We start from the raw sequence: 18,931 nt of genomic DNA, 5'->3' as shown, positions 1-18,931 counted from the left end.
CGCAAAATAACCGTTTGCAATCCACTTAATATCAAATGGATTAACGTTTAGCGTGAGCGGTAAACAGAACCGTTTCCCCCTCATCAAACTGGCATTGGTCACTGGCCGAGATCCCCCGAAGCAGCTGTCCGGCTGGAATGCCATGCTCCTTGGCGACTTGACGTAAGGTTTGAATCGTGACGCGAATACCATCGGCACTATGATCCACGTCTGGGTAATCGCCATCGGTCAGTAAGATGGGCAAATCTTTCACAAAATTAACCATCTGTTGCCGCTGTGCGTGTTTGGGGTCTGTACTTGAGTTCGCATTGGGCGCAATCGGCGTTTGCTTGCGCTCAGCTCTTGTGGCGAGCTCTTTTGCTTGGGCACTGGTTGTCTCAGTTCGACTCGGACGCTGTGAAGCCTCTTTGTTCTGAATTGCTGCCACTGATTCTTCGTCTTGTTTGGAGATGTCTATCAGTGCAGTAAGCCCCTTAGAAATCGATACTTTCAGTAGTAACCCTTGCTCCTGAACGCCATCCTTCGTAGTCACAGTTCTGGCCTTACGTGTCGGGTTTGCGGGATCTAATTCAAGCCAATCTAATTGACTGAGTTCAGCAAGCAGTTTTCGAGGAGCACACCAAGGCCTTACGGCATCGGGATAGCGGATCAGTATCTGTTCACCAACCATAACCAACGCACTGCTGGCCTCTGGGAGCCACGCTAAAGATTCAGGTAGATTCAATGCCTCTGCATCTTGCTGGTTTACGTTATTTGAGATAGCGCCATCATATGAATTGTTAGGCTTTTCATATCCATCACCCGGAACGTTTTCATTTTCCTGAAGGTGATTAACATCACTGGCATGACGAAGTTCATCATCTTGCTCGGACGAGTTTGTCGATGGTGACTCATCCGATTTTCTATGTTCGATTGATGATGACTCTTCAGGCAAGCCTGGCTGCTCACTGGAGCGACTCTGAGGCTCTGCTTGTGTTTGCTTTCTTGCTTCCCATTCAGATTTGCTAAACAGTGTCACACCACTTGGTACATTCGAGCTGAACAATAAATCGGCCTCAGATATATGCAGCATGGGTAGCCAGATTGGCTTGCCGTCTTTGATCAGCACTTCAGGGGCAAGGCTTTCATATCGCTCATTTGAGGCTGATTTTGTGGCCAATCCCCGCTCAATGAGGATGTCCGCAAGGGTATCGGGATCTCTTGGAATGCCAGGTATCTTGTCTTTGGCCAATAGCTCAATGATGTCCTTAGCCGCGCTTTTCCAAACCAGGTAAAGATGGGTTGATTGATTGGATTTTTGTACCCAGACTCTGGCGTCTCGCTGATTAACTAACCACTGAGAACTGGCAAGCAATCGCCTCATGGCATCAAGTAGATAGCGTTCGACTGGGACACCAAGGGCGTTGTCGTCAACGGAAATTCGTTGAGCTTTCAGGTCTCGCTGGACACTGGTTTGGTCAGCTTCAATAACCAATTTAGACAAGACATGCTCGGGATCGGTATTGCCAATTGCCTCCAGCATGGCTTGCAAAATCTCAGGGCCCGGCTGGGTTAACCAGGCGAGCAACTCAGGTGTCATCACCCGGTTTAACACCAGAATTGAAAATTGCTCGTGCCGCTTGCATCGTCCGTCGCGCCAGCGAATGAAATAGCGTTCAATACTGTTATTAGTGGTCCACTGAGATAAGGTTTCTAAAAAAGGATTCCACTGATAGCGTCCATCTTCGTCTGTAATGGACAAGTCTGAAACAGGCTTACCAATATCGTGGAACAAACCGCCAAGAGCAGCCGCAACACGCCACCTTGGTTCCAGCTCTTTTTTCTCAACCGGTGTGCCACTGGCAACAAAGATGATCCCTTCAGCTGCTTGTGCCGCCCAGAAAGCAACTTCCAACGAATGACGTAATAGACCACCTGCACCACTGTGATGATGATGCTCAGAAGCTGGCAACAAATGAACATAAGCAGCCAGATGATCAATGCAGGGCTGAATCAGCCTTTGAAAATCACGCTGATTAAAACCAAGTACCTGGCGCAGTTTGGCAATTAGCTCGTCTTGTGTGGACTGCAAATCCTCGGGTGACGCAGCTGGCAACCCCTTCAGGAATGGCGGATAGCGTGGAATGTCTGTAGAAATTAAATCTACCTTTTTCTCAACATGCTTATTGAACAGCTTGAACATAAGAAAGCCCAAATAAAAACATTATTTGGGCTTTCTTGCTGAGCGGCTATTCAGATAGGTTATAAAAATTTCTAACTATCGCCACTATCACGCCAATTTAGTCACTCTTTGTACTCAAATTCACTCAAAAGGCCATCAACAGTTCTTGATAATGTAATAGCATCATGAGGTAACAAAACGTAATGCCAAGGTTTTCCGCCAACTTTAGCTGCGTTTTCATTCGCATAACTACACCACCTTGTTGCAGCTTTTGCTTTAGCAATTACATCAACATCTTCCAACTCTTTCGCTTTCTTTGGCTCCATTAACAGGAAAAGTGTTTCTGTTTCAACAACAAAATCTGGCTCATAGTTTTGGCCACTTCGGTATTCTATGCGAAACTGTCCTGGGCTTGGTTTCATCCATCTAACAACTGTTCGATCTTGCTCTAGCACCTGAGCTAAACGAAGCTCTCCATCTACTGAATCAAATTTCTGATATGGGTAACAACAGCGGTCAAAACCAGTGAATAGCATCTGCCTTACTTTGTTCTTTTGCCCTGGTGGTATTGGTGCACGGAAGTCTCTAGGTTCCTCATCATTAGCAAAGTTGAAAGTAGTAGGTTTTAACACATCAAAACCTTGAGTCACACTACCAACATAGTCAGTTGGCGTTGTCCACATGTGCTGTTTTATTTGCGACCAAATAAAATCGGCTAAAATACGGCCAGCCGACTTAAGAACTCCCTCTGCATCAACATCGCTCAAATAGCTTTTTAGGTGCGCAACCATTTGACCAGATAGCTTATAAAGCATTCCTGCATGCTCATCGTAATCAATTTCGTCGTGATCCATGAGGTAAAATACCAAATAGTTTTCAAGCCGTGCTTCTGAAACAGCACTTTTCTCCCAGTTAATTGAACTTATTTGACTGGTCTCCAGATTGCTTATGATGATTTCATTAGACTGTGGTTTAAGAGAAATACGTTCCAAACCTGAAAGATCAAAGTCATTAAAACCATAGTTAACATCACGAGTAGGAAGCACCACGATTTTGGGAATGTCTATGGTATATTCTGCAATTTTATGTGTAACGGTTGAAACAATTTCATCTACAGTAGCGGCATCAAATAATTCGACTTGCTCTTTTTCTTGTGCAACAGAGTGGTTATACCCTTCAGTCACCCTGTTTGATCCCTCAGCATTCATAACAAATAATTCTTTCGCGACTTGATGAACACGCTGAGTAATGTGTTTTTTAACGTGCTCCGCTGTCAGTTGCTTACTGCTGTCGAGATTTTTTGCTTCTTGCTGAACTATGGCAACAGTAAGTTCAGCAATCTTCTTCTGCGTTGGGCTATATACTTTGCTTGTTGCATTATCGCTTGAATCAGAGTTATCAATTTGTTTCGAACTTCCTACTTCATAGCTCGCTCGCCCATCCCCTATTGAACTGTTCTCAATGTAAATAGGCTTATTGCCTAAAGCGTAATCCACCATTGAAGGTACGAAAATCTGCTTTGGTTTTTTTTCTGGAATATCATCTTCATCGCTGGAACCTATATAAAGAGTCTTTTTGATGATGGACTCTTTGTCGTTCGCCTGATCGATAATCTCTTGGAATCGGTCGTGCGCAATAATCGTCAACCGATCAACAGCCTCTACATTAGTTCTCTTACCGTAAGGTAAACGAAGCCCTCGACCTATGGTTTGCTCGGTTAAAATTTCAGATGCAGAAGCGCGAAGAGGCACAATAGTATAGAGATTGGTGACATCCCATCCTTCTTTTAGCTTGTTAACATGAATCACTATTTCAGTATCTTTATCATGCTCAACTGCAAGTAATCTCTGAGTCGTCTCCTCTGACTCCTCACCAGTTTGATTGGAGTGAACGGTGATGACTTTCCCTTTATAAGCACCTTCAAAGAAAGAATCATCTTCAATTTTTTTCTTCAATACTTCTGCATGTAACGTATCCTGTGCCACTACAAGCATGAATGGCTTAACTAGCTTAACTCCTGCATTGTTTGCATAACTAGCCAACTCTGTTTTCACATACTCGTGATGGTGAATGCCATCTTCTAATTTAATTTCCTCCAAGCGTTCTAGAGAGTAATCACTAGGTTTAAATTCCTTGCGTGTTGCAACAGCTGGTGTTTTGACATAACCATCATTCAAAGCACTTGCTAATGGATAATGATAAATAATATTTGTAAACTCTTTCGGTTTTGAGCCAACAGTTTTGGGCGTTGCAGTAAGCTCAATACCTAATACAGGCTTCAGATCATTTAATGCTTTTGCACCAGCAGAAGCATAGTATCTGTGTGCCTCATCCATAATAACGACAAGATCAGGCAAATCAGCAAGATAGTTGAAATACGAATCACCGATGTACTCTTGCAATCGCCGCATTTTTGGATCATTAGATTTGTTAGCGCCCACTTTATTGTCTTTCGCGTTTATTTTCGAAACGTTGAAAATATTAATATGTGGCGCTTCTTCGCCTGCAAATAAATCACCTGTCATTGTCGCAGCAACAGCATAGTCTAATCGCACACCGCGGCCATCTTCATAGTCATCACCAGTGATGATGACAGGTGGTGTTTGAACTAACTCCGGAATCCCTTGAAAAACATACTTTGGATTCCCCATAAGGAAATCTTTTTTCAGCTTCTCATAAATCGTCAAGTTAGGCGCAAGCACAAAAAAATGTCTACTACGGCCAGTCAAATACAACCAAGCGATCATTGCTCCCATCAGACGTGTTTTGCCCACACCTGTTGCAAGAGCAAAACAGAGCGAAGGGAAGTCGCGTTCAAACATTTTCATTGATGGGTATTGCGGTTTCAAAACCTCAATCCAACGATTCAAATCTGGATCTTTGCTCAATTCCATTTGTTCAAGAACATCACACAAAATGTATAGTGATTTTTCTTGTGGATTTCGAAGAGAGAGGCGAGCGCTAATTTGATTAACTAATTTTTGGTTATTGCTCATTGACTATGCTCCCTCTTCATCATCGTAAAGTTCAATATCTTCCTCAGCTAAAACATTCAATGTAAAGCTGTAATCGTCGTTGTCCCACTCGCATTTATTCAAAATTGATTGTGGGATTTTCTTAATCGTTAAGTTCGGGAACTCCGTTCCTTCACTCATAAACGCTTTGCAGCAAATCAAGAGCGTTCGATCTTCACCAACATCTTCGCTAATACGCTTGAGCTGGTCATACGCCAACGAGCCTGTGGTTACATAGATGAAATCAGTCTCGGTGCTGTAACCGTGATTCCAGAATTGAGTTTCACTAGGAGCGTAAGTAAAGCCCATGTGTTTACACATGGCAGCTGATAGCATTTCTGCATTGTATTCTTTATTGATAACCCAGTTACCCCATTCATCTTTTTGCAGAAGAGATGGAGCAAGACGTAAATAACGGAAACCACCACCACCTTGCCAGTTGACTGAATTGGATATACCGTCTTTATCTGTACCTAAAATAACTCGTTTCATACGGGGTTGAACATGTGTAAACGCCTGCTCGCCGAGCTCGATTGTAATCCAGCGACGCTTCATTTTATGAGCTACCGCAGCCGTAGAACCAGAACCAGCAAATGAATCTAAAATTAGATCACCCTCTCTCGAACTCAATTCTAAAATTCTTCTAATTAGCGCTTCTGGCTTTTTTCCTTTAGGGAAAGTAACTCCACCTTCTTTATGAAGATTGTTCGAAAGTAAATCATCCCAACTATTTGACAATGCCTCTCCGGTAATATTGCGTCCATCAATTTTTTTTGTTTTGCTTGAATAGAAAAGTAATTGCTCTCCGTTCATGAAGTAATAGTCACTTTTTCCCTCTCGCTCAGCACGAAATACACCATCGCTTTCAACGGACAGCCTTAAAGCCTCTCTTGCCGCTTCATTTACGTCCTTTTCTTTTACTCGTGCTGTACGAACAACTCTTTCTGGCTCTTGCAAAACAAAAGCTTCAAGTTCTTTCTCGAGGGAGACTCCAAAAGTCTTTTTAAGCTCTCTCGAAGTAATGCCATGTTTTTGAGCGAACACCGTATTAACATTTTCCAGCTTCCAGCTACTGAAATGCTCATCATAATTGACAATATATTTACTGTAGCGACTATCCCGTTTAGTCTCTTTGTAGCATTTTTTTGAGAACCAATGCTTTCTGTCCTTGGCATACCATATAATATAGTTAGTTGTCGTAACTAACCCTGGATTCTGTGCTTTGGGGCCCGAAACAGAACTTTGCTTAAAAGAAATTATTGACCGACGGTTTTCACGTCCAAAGATTTCATCACAAAGGACCAACAAATAGCCAAGTTCATTATCATCTATATGAACAAATAGACTTCCTTCTTTTTTCAGCAAAGTATGAAGAATTTCTAGTCGTTGCTTCATTAGACTAAGCCAGATTGAATGCTCTACGCCGTCGTCATAGTTTTCGAAAGCTTCACCAGTATTAAAAGGAGGATCAATATATATACATTGCACTTGACCTGTATAATCTTGCTCTAATGCTTTTAAGGCTAACAGGTTGTCACTATGGATTAGCAAATTATCATTGAAAACACCTTCTTTCTGCTCCCCCAGACAAGAGAGTTCTTCATCTTCAAGAAAAATCCGCGGCTCCAAACGAGGTCGTTTTTCTTTACCAATCCAAGTAAGTTCTAGTTTTTGTTTATTGGTCATCTTCGTCATCCAATTCGTATTCTTCAGGCTCAGCGAGTACATTCAAAGTAAAACTGTAATCGTCGTTGTCCCACTCGCATTTATTCAAGATTGATTGTGGGATTTTCTTAATCGTTAAGTTCGGGAACTCCGCTCCTTCACTCATAAACGCTTTGCAGCAAATCAGGAGCGTTCGATCTTCACCAACGTCTTCGCTAATACGCTTGAGCTGGTCATACGCCAACGAGCCTGTGGTTACATAGATGAAATCAGTCTCGGTGCTGTAACCGTGATTCCAGAATTGAGTTTCACTAGGAGCGTAAGTAAAGCCCATGTGTTTACACATGGCAGCTGATAGCATTTCTGCATTGTATTCTTTATTGATAACCCAGTTACCCCATTCATCTTTTTGCAGAAGAGATGGAGCAAGACGTAAATAACGGAAACCACCACCACCTTGCCAGTTAACTGCTTTAGATATGCCACCTTGGTCTTCACCATCAATGACTTTCTTGAGGCGAGGAACGATGTGCGTGTCGCAATGCTCACCCAACTCAACCATGATCCAACGACGCCCCATTTTTTGAGCAACTGCACCTGTAGTGCCTGAACCCGCAAATGAATCTAGAACCAGATCTCCAGGGTTGGTAGCGATGGTTAATATACGCTGAATTAAACGCTCGGGCTTTGGCGTATCGAACACGTCTTTACGCCCAAACAACTGAATGATTTCCTTTTTTGCTTCGTCTGTATGGCCTACGTCCTCATGTGGCCACCAATTATGAGGCGTCATACCATCACGAACTTCAGATAGAAACAACTTTACAGCAGGTGTAGTATTCGTACCATTAATGCCCCACCAGATGCGCTTTTCTTCTATGTGTTTTCGGTGAGTTTCTCGATCATACTTCCAAGCTTTTTTCGTATTCTTAATCACTTCACCGGTATTAGGATTTGTAATGTCATAACACAAATTAGGGCGCTTTTCAGGGGTTGCTTGGTTCAGGTAATCTACTGACTTCCAAGGTCCTCTCGGATCATTATCTGGATTTTTATATCTAGCAACAGAATCCTCCGTACGAGGAAGCAAGTTGTTAACAAATTTATCGGATTTTCTATAAACAAGAATTCTGTCACAGATTGAGGCTATGCCTTTAAAATTGTTACTTACACTATATTTTCGCTGCCAAGTAATATCAGTAACAAAGTTTGCTCTTCCAAATATCTCATCACACATAACTTTTAAATAGTGAGACTCATTGTCATCAATTGTGATCCACAACGAACCATCTTCAGACAAAAGCTGATGGAGTAACACCAATCTATCTCTCATCAATGTAAGCCACATTGAGTGCTCTAATCCATCATCATAATGTGAAAAAGCACTCCCTGTATTATAGGGGGGGTCAATTACTATACATTTAACTTTACTTGTGTAATCTTGCTCTAATGCTTTGAGAGCCAATAAGTTATCAGATTTAATCAGTAAATTGCTAAACTCCTGTTCGCTGTCCTGGCCAATGTCTACTGAAACATTGAAATAAGAGTATTCTTTACTTTCCAAGAAAATGCGAGGCTCGAGTCTTGGCAACTTGTCCTTACCAATCCAGCTGAGTTCCAACTTGTTATTTTTAATGTTATTCATCTCACAAACCTTAATAGTGGATCGTTTAATAACCATCCATTGCAAATTATTTTTCCAGCATCTCACGAGCAATAGCATTCAAAAAGTCTTGGGTTTGAAGTCCATCTTTTATTAACACAACTCTAAAATTCGTCTTACCCTGCTTCAAAGTCTCACCCTTTTCATCCCAAGCTTTACTGCTAGACATTATTTCAGTAGTAGCTCCACCTAAAATATATAGATCTACCTCTCCATCTTCAAAAAGCCTTAAGCCATCGGAACGATCGTAAGTTTTCATTGGTGGCATATTATTTTGATGATCTTTTTGGTAGTCTCGGTAATTCTTCAAGTGAAACATTGGACGTATATAGAACTCCTTTTCAGACTCTGTTTTGCCTTTAGACTGAGACTGGTATGGCCCCAATATATGCCAATCGTTAATAACCCCAACTAGGCTCTTTTGCACACATAAGGAAGAGCGAACCTCCACTATAGACTCTGCACCACCAGTTTTTATTTTAATGTCGTATAAATCATGCTCTTGGAAATCGTCTGTTCGAACTTGGTCATAACTTTCTACTGTTATTGGCAAATTATGCTTTTCAAAGAACTTTCTCAATAAGTAGCTACATGAAATATCAGCCAAAGCACCCAGAAAGTTTTGGCTGAATCTTTCTTGTTGGCTTCTTGGAGACCCACTTGGATCTCCATGAGCCACTTTAGGGGCTTTTCTGAATGCTCGATGCTTTGCTAGCTCAATTAATTCCGGTTCATCTAAAACTTCCACTTTGTAGAAGTTCCAACCGTTTATTGCGGGCATAAGAGTGAATTTCATGATCAATTCACGCTCCATGTTGCTTCAAAAATGAGCTCTAAACGAGTATCCAGTTTCAACCTAGCCTCAATTTCTTCTAGCAAGCGGTCTTCCTCTTGCTCAATTAACTTTTTCTCTTCATGGTAATTGAGCATCACTTGATCCCTTTCCCGTTCAAGAGACTTTAATGCTCGCTTTGCCGCCATTTTCTCTTGCAGTGTACCAAGTTGCCGAGATGCTTTTCTTGCCTGCTTTATTTCCAGGTCTAACTGCTTAATACGGATATCTAAGGCAATTCTCTTATCTTCCGCCCAGCGTTCTAACTTCTCAACTTCTTCCGCATAATACCGTTCATTGTCTTGCTCAACTTCACTGATGAACACCTGAAGCTGGAGACTGGTATCACCATCCAGTCCAACATAAGAATCAAGTAGTTGAGGTTTACCTTGAAGCGAAATTGGCAATTGCAGGATGCGTTCTACAGTTTCAGGATGAACAATCTCACCAGTATCGGTAATCGCTGCGAGAATTAGTCGCTCACGTTTTTCTTCACTAGAACCAATACTCACTTTTGTTACGCGCAACATACCCTTTTTGGAAACTAAATTTCTTACATCAGCCCAGTGGGTGTCTTCAGGCGTATATACGAAAGCCAAATGGGTGCTTTCAAGTTTATCAACCTTGTAACGCTCTAATAACTCCAGGCCCAAGCCCTCTGATACACGAAACAGATTGTGATCATGTTGCACTGCATGATGCCAATCCAAAGAGTAGAACGAGTCTCCCACGGAAAAGCCATGTTCTGTCACGGTAAAAGAGCTATCTGACGCAAACACCATTCTCGCCAGTAACAGTAATTTCTTCTGATAATGGGATAACTGAGCCGTCACTCTATTACGGCGAGTATTCAAACGGTCAACAACATCTGCGTCAAAGTTTTCCAACAGAGAACGCCGCGTCTCATTCACCTTTACTTCGAGCTGTTCTTTTAACTGCTCTTGTAACTGGTTAAATTCGTGCTCAATTTGGTCATCACTTCTACAGCTCTGATAAATGTCATGGATTCTCCGTTCAATATCCACACCTGACTCGATTGAACCTAGAATCTCATCTGACGCACCAAAAACCCCTTCAAACAACTGAAACTTTTGGCTCAGTAACTCAAAGACACGCTCGTCGGCCCGATTACCCTTGTTGATAAAGTTAACCACTACAACATCATGCTTTTGGCCATAGCGGTGGATACGCCCAATACGCTGTTCAACACGTTGTGGGTTCCATGGCAAGTCGTAATTCACGAGTAGCGAACAAAATTGTAAGTTAATACCTTCTGCGCCAGCCTCGGTACAGATCATCAAAGTAGCTTCATCTTTGAATTTATCGACCAAAGCCGCCTTCATATCCGCAGTTTTGGAGCCTGATATCCTTGTTGAACCGTGGTGTTTTTCTAGCCACTCTTTGTAAATAGCTTTCGAGGCAGCATCATTGTTGCTTCCATTGAGCAAGACAATCTGCCCACTATATCCATTGCTTGTGAGCAGCTCAGCTAACCAGGTTTGAGTTCTGACGGATTCAGTGAAAACAACCGCTTTCCTACTTCCGCCTAACTCACTCGTCTTATCAAATGCTCTTGTCAACACACGAAGTAAAGCCTCAGCTTTGGCGTTACCGCTGATTTTTGCTGCGAGCTCTTTAAATGAACGTAGCAACTCAATTTCAGCACTTAATGCTACTGGATCGATATCTTCGTCTTCTATTGCATCTTCATCTTGATAATCATTCAAGCAGTCAAGATCTTGCAAAGCCTCGATGAGAGGTAGCTTTTGCTCTAACCGATTGATCATGGTTTCAAGTGTACCAAGTACAGCATAGGAGGATGACGCAAGTATTTTGCGGATAACAAGTGTGACTAAATGCCTTGCACCTGATTTGATAGAGAGAAGATCCTCTCTCTGCAAGTACTCAGATACTTCTGTATAAAGCTGTTCTTCTTCTGCTGAGGGACGAAAGTCTTCAGTCATTGAATAACGACGAGTGAAACTAATGCCGCCTTCTTCTTGCACTTGTCGACGTAGCGTACGATTGCAAACTTTGCTCAATCTTGCACGTAATAGGGCTAGCTCAATTTCATCCAAATTTTGTCGGCCATATCGGGCTTTAAATGAATTCAAATCACCAAAAAAGTGAGGATCTAGAATAGAAACCAACCCATAAAGCTCTAATATACTGTTTTGCAAAGGGGTAGCAGAGAGCATTACTTTTTTTCGTCCTTGCAATGCAAGCTCTAATTTTTTCGCGGTTTTTGCACCATCAGTTTTGTAGATATTTCGAAGTTTATGCGCTTCATCTAGGACGACAAGATCCCAAGAAACCCGTGCTAACTCAACTTCTTTCCTAGCTGCAAATTCATAGGAGCAGATACATATTGCTGGCTTTCCTGTGCTAACTTCCACTTCAAAAGGATTAGCGATACCACTTTTTATCGCGGCGTTAAAAGTTGTTGCTTCAAGAATTGCAGACGGTAAGGAAAATTTTTCTTCTAATTCTTGGCTCCACTGCTTTCTTAAAGTAGCAGGTACAATCAATAAGAGCTTTCGTTTACGTTCTGCCCATTTCTGAGCTAGAACCAGACTAGCTTCTATCGTTTTACCTAATCCAACCTCGTCGGCTAAGATAACTCCACTAGACAGCGGTGATGATAAGGCAAACAGTGCAGCCTCAACCTGATGTGGGTTCATATCAACTTTGGAATTAGCAATAGTTTGAGTCATTGACTCTTCTGCTTTTCCAGAGAGCGTTAGAGTGTGAGCTAACCAAGCTTTTTGGTGCGATGAATAATTCAATTTAGCACTTCCATTTTTTTAATTCTGACTAGTTCTATAGCCGGGAAGTAATGCATCATTTTTTACTCCATACAGCGCCTGCCCATTCCTTAACCAAAGTTGATACTCAGGACCAATTAATGAGTAATTATTAGAACAATCTACATTCCAAAGACGAAGCAAATACCCAGCGGTTGCGGCTCTAATCTCAACCTTTAGAACGCCACCCGTCATACCATAATCCAGTTCAATCGCTTCGCTGTGCTTAATACGAGGATGCGGCACTAACTCTAGCTCTACAAAGCGATTCCATTGCCGATCTTGGGTTTCGAGCTCCGTTTCAGACAAAGTGGAATCTTCAAGCACAACCGCTGCTTTAATTCGGGTCAGCACAAAGTCACGGAACTCAGCATGCTTGCGGTCAAAACCACGAACATGCCAACGCAGGCCATTGTCCACCAGCGTATGCGGCACAATTTCACGCGTGGTTTCACCGCTCGATAACGACACATAGGTGATACACAAGGCTTTGCCTTTGTGTATGGCTTCGGTGACTTTCGCCACTATAGATAGGCTTGGCTTGTTTAAGTGATAAGGCGCTTCACAAGCCAGAGGCGGTTTTACCTTTCCAGTAAAGCCATCACCGTACCCTTGGCTAATCGTCGCCAGCGTTCTCACAACGTCATAGTCGAACAAGGGTTCAAATGCTTCACCACGCTTATGCAACTTGAGCTTTTGGTCATACTCAATGTTGCCTGGTGCAAGCTCTCGGTACATGGTGAAGTCTTTCGTTGCTTGTGCGGCCGCTATGCTGAAGCGATCGACTAAATCTGCCCGTACCGCTTCTCCCTTAAACAATAAGGTGAAATCGATGTGGGCAATGCGATCCCGGGTTGCTTGTGGCAACTGCGCTATCTGCGAAAGCCTATCTGGCTTCGCCACTACTGTTTGTTTCAGACCATCATTTGTCATGCGTCTTGTTTATCCAATTCAACCAGATTCTTAAAACTCTGTTTATAAAATACGGTCAGGCATCGCTTAATCACATTGAACGGCATGGCACAAAGCTGCTCTTTATCCGCAATGACTAATCAATCTCTACTGGTTGAAGCTGGACAGATGGCCATAAAACACTGAATAGGCTTCAACCTAATTAATTTTATTAGGTATCATCCTATCACAAATTATTTTGTAGGGAAGACTAAGCGGCAACTTTTTGATCTGGATTGCAATTGCCGCTCAGATATGGGCGTAAAGACATTGTTTTATGCCATTGCTGATAGTCATGATCAATGCGCTACCCGAACCAGTGACACCACGATGTTACTGCTTTGAGACTTTTCTTTTTCTGAGTCTGTGGACATCAGGGCTCGTTGCTCACTCTCCCGAATGCGCCTGGCAACTTCTGCCTGGGCTGGTAGCAATGGCAGCATCCCTTCAGCAATCGCGTCTGGGGCAGACTCTTGACCACAGGACATCAAATGCTTCCATGGATCTTTAAGAAAGCACTCGAACGTGATGCCAAATTCAATGATGCGGGCAGAGACGAAGATTTCGCCCCAGTATTCAATGTAGGTGTCGTGGTACATGGAAAGATTCCTCTTGTTGGTTAAACCATGAGTTCACTTTCCATTTTCCAGAGGTTTTCAAATATGCAAGGGGCTATGACAAAGCTTTAAATCGATTGCGGGCATCTTTGTAGTCATAGTGGGCATGTTCTGAGCCACGATGATACAAATCATCCAGGTAAGTTTGTTCCTGCGGCAACTCGTCTTCGCTGATTTCGCGCCACCAATGCTTGTTGGCACCTTTAACGCCGTCATGCCAACGGTAACCACGTTCTTTTAAATAGTCCTTTACGTCAAACGGCGCACCAAACGCACGAACTAACACAGTTCGCCTGTCTGCTTCAGACAACAAGTTTGCAACGGACTCGGGCAACAAATGGAACAACCAGGCCATCGCCAAACAATCGGTTGCGGCTCGGTGTCCTTCATAAAACCAACCTAAGCGAAGCAGCAGGTACTCAAGCTTTCGACTTTCAAAACCCAGCGCCTTCCAATCTATGCCACTGGCTGAACAGGCCCAAGATAGATGGACTAATGCAGCAAACCGCTTTTCAAAGAAAGGACGATCAAACTGTGCATTGTGTGCAACCACCAGCGGATCATCGGATAACCAACTCGCTACCAGTGAATCATCAATGCGCTGGCCTTGCACCATATCATCGGTGATACCGGTTAACTCGGTGATCAGCTCGGGGATTGGCTTGCCGGGATCTTCATACAGGCTGATCACATCAACAATCGACACAATCCGCATAGCTGATGGGCTGTAAAGCACCTTAACCATACCAAGCTCAATAATGGACTCGTCATCGGCAGACAGTCCGGTTGTCTCTGTATCGAGCAGCACCATTGGCTGTTCATCACCGACCACAGGAGAAAGTTCAAGTGGCCAGGACTGCGGTTCACGCGTTAATGGAATGCGCTCCAGCAATCTAAAATCTTCTGGTCTTTCTGGGATCTCCGCGAGGCGCTCTAGCGGAAATGGCGCAGGGGCTCTTGTCATTGATGGTTCCTCTTCAATTCTATTGTTCGCTTTGGGTTATTTCACTGTGCCACAGGTTGTACAAAATGCACCTTGGATACCTCAGCGTTTTTTTTAATCTTTTTACTGGGTGAACCCATGTATAAAGGCTTTGGCTAAGCCTTTCAGAAAGCCTTAGCTAAACCGTTTAGGTAACCCTTACCAATACCCTTTACGTATGGCTTAGCCAACCCCTTTTCAAACGGTTGAAAAAGGCTTGAACTGAGTTCGACTGAGCATTTTAAAGATGCTCCTTACTTCGTTTTAAGCCTGTAAATTCAATACGAAGCAGAATTTTACTAACTGTTTTTAAACCCTTTGCAAAGGGTTCAACAAGCCTTGTCTGACGGTTACTTGACCCATGCGTTAACCAGTAGCAGTAACAGGATCAGTAACAGAAACAAGAGCAGTAGGCAGAAGCAGTATTGTCCAAGCCTTGCAGGCTTTGACGAGGACGAGCGATCCCCCACATCTAGTTTTTCATCACAAAAAATAAATCACCGACAACACAGCGTCTTACTCGAACAACTACAGTTTTACCTACAATTTTACTTGTAGAAATCAGCATAGCATTAGATACTGTATAAACAAACAGTACCAATTGTAATTTTTCGAGGTTCGTCATGAGTGTCTCGCTGATAGGCCGTAGCGGCGCACTTGCCTTCATCAAAGCCAAGCGCCTTCGTATTCCATTGTTCATGGAACGTGTTTCTGCTGGTTTTCCCTCACCAGCGCAGGATTATGTTGAGCAAACGCTCGACCTCAACGAGCTGTGCATCAAGCGACCGGCTGCAACGTTCTTTGTGCGTGTTGAAGGTGATTCAATGATTGATGCTGGGATTCACCCAGATGATATCCTGGTGGTTGATCGCTCTGTCCAAGCAGAACACGGTGACATTGTCATCGCTGGTATCCATGGTGAACTCACGGTAAAGGAGCTTCAACTAAGGCCGTGCGTCATGCTGCTCCCAAGAAACCAGGTGTATGAGCCCATTCATATTCCTGAAGGGACAGAGTTAGAGATATTTGGTGTGGTCACCAATGTGGTGCGAAACATGCGCCGTAAGTCGTGACTATCCCATGCCAGTATTTGCCTTGGTGGACTGCAACAACTTTTACGCCAGTTGTGAGAAGCTGTTTCGTCCTGATTTAAAAGATACGCCGGTTGTGGTGCTGTCCAACAATGACGGCTGCGTGGTTGCACGGTCGCGTGAAGCTAAGTTACTCGGTATTAAAATGGGCGTACCCGTCTTTCAAATCAAAGCTGAAATGCAGCGTCATGGTATTTTGGCATTCTCGTCCAATTACGCGCTGTACGCAGATTTGAGCAGTCGAGTGATGCGCACTTTGGAGGAGATGGCACCACGAGTAGAGGTTTACTCCATTGACGAAGCGTTTTTGGATTTAACCGGTATTGAGTCGGCCATATCCCTTGTCGAGTTCGGACAACAAGTGCGAGAGCGCATAGGCCACTGGATTGGGATCACCGTTTGTGTAGGCATTGCACCGACTAAAACACTCGCCAAGCTGGCTAACCATGCCGCCAAAAAGTATCCGGCCACTCAGGGGGTTGTAGACCTGACCAATCCAGATCGGCAACGTCGATTGCTCGCATTAGTCCCGGTTGATGATGTTTGGGGCGTTGGTAAACGGCTTTCTAAGCGGTTAAATACGTTGGGTATCACCACAGCCTTAGACCTCGCCAATGCCTCTCCTAGAGCCATCAGAGACCAGTTTTCAGTAGTTTTAGAGAGAACCGTCAGAGAGCTCAATGGTGAGTCGTGCATTGAACTTGAAGAGATCCCGCCAACTAAGAAGCAAATCGTCTGTAGCCGTTCATTTGGCGTAAAAGTAACGCAATTTGAATTGTTACGTGAGGCCGTATGCGAATACGCAACCCGCGCCACTGAGAAGCTACGCAAAGAACAGCAGCAAGCCAAAGTGATGACCGTGTTCATACGTACCAGCCCCTTTAAGGACAACGAGCCGCAATACAGCAATTCCGCATCGGGCGAGTTGTTGATCCCCAGTTGCGATACGCGTGATTTTATCGAGCTGGCCAATCACTTACTCAAGCGGATTTGGAAGAATGGTTTTCGTTACGCCAAAGCGGGCGTCATGCTGTCTGACTTTTACGATCCTGGCATGTTTCAACCAGGACTATTCGATGACATATCGACCCGCTCTAATAGCCAACAGTTAATGTCTGTATTGGACACAATTAACCAAAGCGGTGCCGGAAAGGTTTTCTTTGCTGGACAAGGTACGAAGAAAGATTGGTCGATGAAGCGAGAGCATTTGTCTCCCGCTTATACAACACGCTGGGACCAGTTACCGCGAGTGAAATAGCGCAGTTGACTCAATACGCATTCACTCTGCGACGCAGCATGTTGAGCTTATCAACCTGGCGTCGAACATCACTGAAGAATTCTTCTTTCTCCATAGCCAGCGCTAACTCCCATTCTTTGGCTAGACCTTGGCAGTCCAAAAATGAGTATCTCAGCTTCGTCTTTGAAATACGCAGTCCCTTGCTAAAGACCACGCGCTTGCCTCGTTGACCGTGAAAACTGTTGATGTACCACTCTATGCCAAAGCCATACTTAAAGTCTCTGATACGGACACCAAGCAGCCCCCAGTCTTTAAAGGGCTCATTCTCTCGAACCTTGTAATGGGTAACCCAAAAGTCATCAACTTCAGCTCGTGCCAGCGCTTTTAGCCTGTCCGTTTCTTGCTGAAGTAAATCTGATACCTCTGCTTTCCATTGTTCATTGACGATTTCTACCAAACCAATTTCCCCATCCAATTAACCCCAAAAGCCAAAACCACTATCCGTTTGGCTTTTGGATCGAAACGCCAAACGTAAAACTGCCGTAACAATCACTGTTTGGCGTCTCAATATAAATCAACTCGCGCAATCCCATACCTGACAAGGGATACAGGCCGATTTCATATAGAAAAGCCTGAAAAGACGGATCGCCATGAAGATACAAACCGTTTGGCAAGTTCAGGCCAGAATGCAAACGACGTTTGGCGTCTCGATTTTTTTGGCTAGGTCATCCGCCGCCAAACAGAGCCTATTCTCATACTTTTGCGAAAATGCAATAGGTAGATAGATGAAAGGATTTGTCACCTTTCTGCCCACCGCCAGTGCACCGAATCCTGATAATGACATTTGAGTGAACCGCCAGAGCACTTGGAAATGCCCAAGCGTGGCCAGTGCGGTTGATTGAAAACCGTTAGAGCACTTTGAGTGCACAGGAGATAAGTATGTTTGTATTAGGCGTAGATATCGGTTACTCAAACCTGAAGCTGGCCATTGGCCAATCAGGCAGTGAACCGAAAACCATTATTCTGCCTGCGGGTGCCGGTCCTGCGGATCGTATGCCGGAGCGTATCGGTGGAGGCGATGATGAAACTTGTTTGTATGTGTCAGTCGATAATGAGCGTTGGGCCGCTGGTGTTCCTGCTGGACGCCTTCAAGGCTGGGAACGAGAGCTTCACCCGGAATATCCCACCACAAAAACCTATAAGGCACTTTTTCATGCCGCCTTGTTAATGGCTGAAACAGAATCCATCGATTTGGTTGTTACTGGATTACCGGTTTCCCAGTTTCATGAACCACAACGTAAGTCTGACCTTGTGCAGCGTTTAAAAGGTGTCCATCAAGTGACGCCTAAGCGCAGCATCACCGTTCATGACGTCAAAGTGCTGCCGCAGCCTGCCGGTGCCTATATGGATCTGGTTCAAACAGGTGGTGATTTGGGCTTGATTGAAGAAGGTCGCGTAGTCGTCATAGATCCGGGCTTCTTCTCTGTTGATTGGGTTGCCCTTGAGGCCGGAGAAATTCGCTACAGCTCATCAGGAACCAGTCTTCAGGCAATGTCCGTGCTACTGGAAACGATTGATAAGCTGATTTCGGAAGATCACGGTGCTAAAGTAGGTATGGATCGACTTGAAAAAGCCATGAGAACCGGCGACTTGCAGGTTCTGCTGTTTGGAGAAAAAGTCGATATTTCACCTTATCTAAATGCTGCCATGAAAAAGGTAGCGCCTGTTGCTCTTACAGCCATGCGCCAATCCATGCGTGACGAAAGCATCAATGCGGACTTGGTATTGATCGCCGGAGGTGGAGCCATGACTTATAAGGAAGCGGCCAAGGAGATTTTTTCACGAAGCAAGATCATCGTGCCGGAACAGTCTGTTTTAGCGAACGTCCGAGGCTTCTGGTTTTATGGGGCCTGA

At 44.0% G+C, this 18,931-nt stretch carries 13 protein-coding genes; 3 read left to right on the top strand and 10 right to left on the bottom strand.

Going from position 1 to position 18,931, the window contains the following annotated elements; translation table 11 throughout:
- Nucleotides 1–40: 40 nt before the first annotated feature.
- The 9 genes from mobH to AEA42_RS05970 form a co-directional block, all read right to left on the bottom strand.
- The gene (gene mobH / locus AEA42_RS06010) at nt 41–2,182 is read right to left on the bottom strand and encodes a MobH family relaxase (RefSeq protein WP_055647238.1); all 2,142 of its coding nucleotides are present in this window, start codon (nt 2,180–2,182) and stop codon (nt 41–43) included.
- Between the two features lie 101 nt (nt 2,183–2,283).
- A complete protein-coding gene (locus tag AEA42_RS06005) occupies nt 2,284–5,157 on the bottom strand; it encodes a DEAD/DEAH box helicase family protein (RefSeq protein ID WP_055647237.1) in 2,874 nt (957 codons plus the stop codon).
- A 3-nt stretch (nt 5,158–5,160) separates the two neighbouring features.
- A complete protein-coding gene (locus AEA42_RS06000) occupies nt 5,161–6,861 on the bottom strand; it encodes a site-specific DNA-methyltransferase (protein ID WP_055647236.1) in 1,701 nt (566 codons plus the stop codon).
- On the bottom strand, nt 6,851–8,485 hold the full coding sequence (locus AEA42_RS05995) for a site-specific DNA-methyltransferase (protein WP_055647235.1): 1,635 nt from the start codon (nt 8,483–8,485) through the stop codon (nt 6,851–6,853). The genes AEA42_RS06000 and AEA42_RS05995 overlap by 11 nt, the downstream gene beginning before the upstream one ends.
- Nucleotides 8,486–8,531: 46 nt before the next feature.
- The gene (locus AEA42_RS05990; protein WP_055647234.1) at nt 8,532–9,299 is read right to left on the bottom strand and encodes a hypothetical protein; all 768 of its coding nucleotides are present in this window, start codon (nt 9,297–9,299) and stop codon (nt 8,532–8,534) included.
- Between the two features lie 2 nt (nt 9,300–9,301).
- Entirely contained in the window at nt 9,302–12,121 is a 2,820-nt protein-coding gene (locus AEA42_RS05985) for an SNF2-related protein (RefSeq protein ID WP_197278423.1), read from the bottom strand.
- An 18-nt stretch (nt 12,122–12,139) separates the two neighbouring features.
- Nucleotides 12,140–13,072 carry a WYL domain-containing protein gene (locus AEA42_RS05980; protein WP_055647233.1) on the bottom strand — a complete coding sequence of 311 codons (933 nt, stop codon included), beginning with the start codon at nt 13,070–13,072 and terminating at the stop codon, nt 12,140–12,142.
- A 317-nt stretch (nt 13,073–13,389) separates the two neighbouring features.
- Complete coding sequence (locus AEA42_RS05975) at nt 13,390–13,689, bottom strand: hypothetical protein (protein ID WP_055647232.1); 300 nt, start codon at nt 13,687–13,689, stop codon at nt 13,390–13,392.
- A gap of 73 nt (nt 13,690–13,762) precedes the next feature.
- Nucleotides 13,763–14,671: a 3'-5' exonuclease gene (locus tag AEA42_RS05970; protein ID WP_055647231.1), complete on the bottom strand. Its 909-nt coding sequence runs from the start codon at nt 14,669–14,671 to the stop codon at nt 13,763–13,765.
- 641 nt (nt 14,672–15,312) lie between these two features.
- On the opposite strand from AEA42_RS05970, the gene umuD reads away from it, so the two are divergent.
- Together umuD and umuC are read left to right on the top strand one after the other, a co-directional pair.
- A complete protein-coding gene (umuD, locus tag AEA42_RS05965) occupies nt 15,313–15,762 on the top strand; it encodes a translesion error-prone DNA polymerase V autoproteolytic subunit (protein ID WP_031500429.1) in 450 nt (149 codons plus the stop codon).
- Between the two features lie 7 nt (nt 15,763–15,769).
- A complete protein-coding gene (gene umuC, locus AEA42_RS05960; protein WP_055647230.1) occupies nt 15,770–17,038 on the top strand; it encodes a translesion error-prone DNA polymerase V subunit UmuC in 1,269 nt (422 codons plus the stop codon).
- 10 nt (nt 17,039–17,048) lie between these two features.
- Here umuC and mobI read toward each other — a convergent pair whose 3' ends face one another.
- Entirely contained in the window at nt 17,049–17,492 is a 444-nt protein-coding gene (mobI, locus tag AEA42_RS05955) for a conjugative transfer protein MobI(A/C) (protein WP_023584022.1), read from the bottom strand.
- Nucleotides 17,493–17,956: 464 nt separating this feature from the next.
- On the opposite strand from mobI, the gene AEA42_RS05950 reads away from it, so the two are divergent.
- Nucleotides 17,957–18,931, top strand: coding sequence for a ParM/StbA family protein (locus tag AEA42_RS05950; RefSeq protein WP_055647229.1), 975 nt, complete (start codon nt 17,957–17,959; stop codon nt 18,929–18,931).

Origin of the sequence: Shewanella sp. Sh95 (genome assembly GCF_001308045.1) — a bacterium.
Lineage (GTDB): Bacteria > Pseudomonadota > Gammaproteobacteria > Enterobacterales > Shewanellaceae > Shewanella > Shewanella xiamenensis.
The sequence above is the reverse complement of the archived record's forward strand: the minus strand, read 5'-3'. Positions and strand labels throughout refer to the sequence as shown.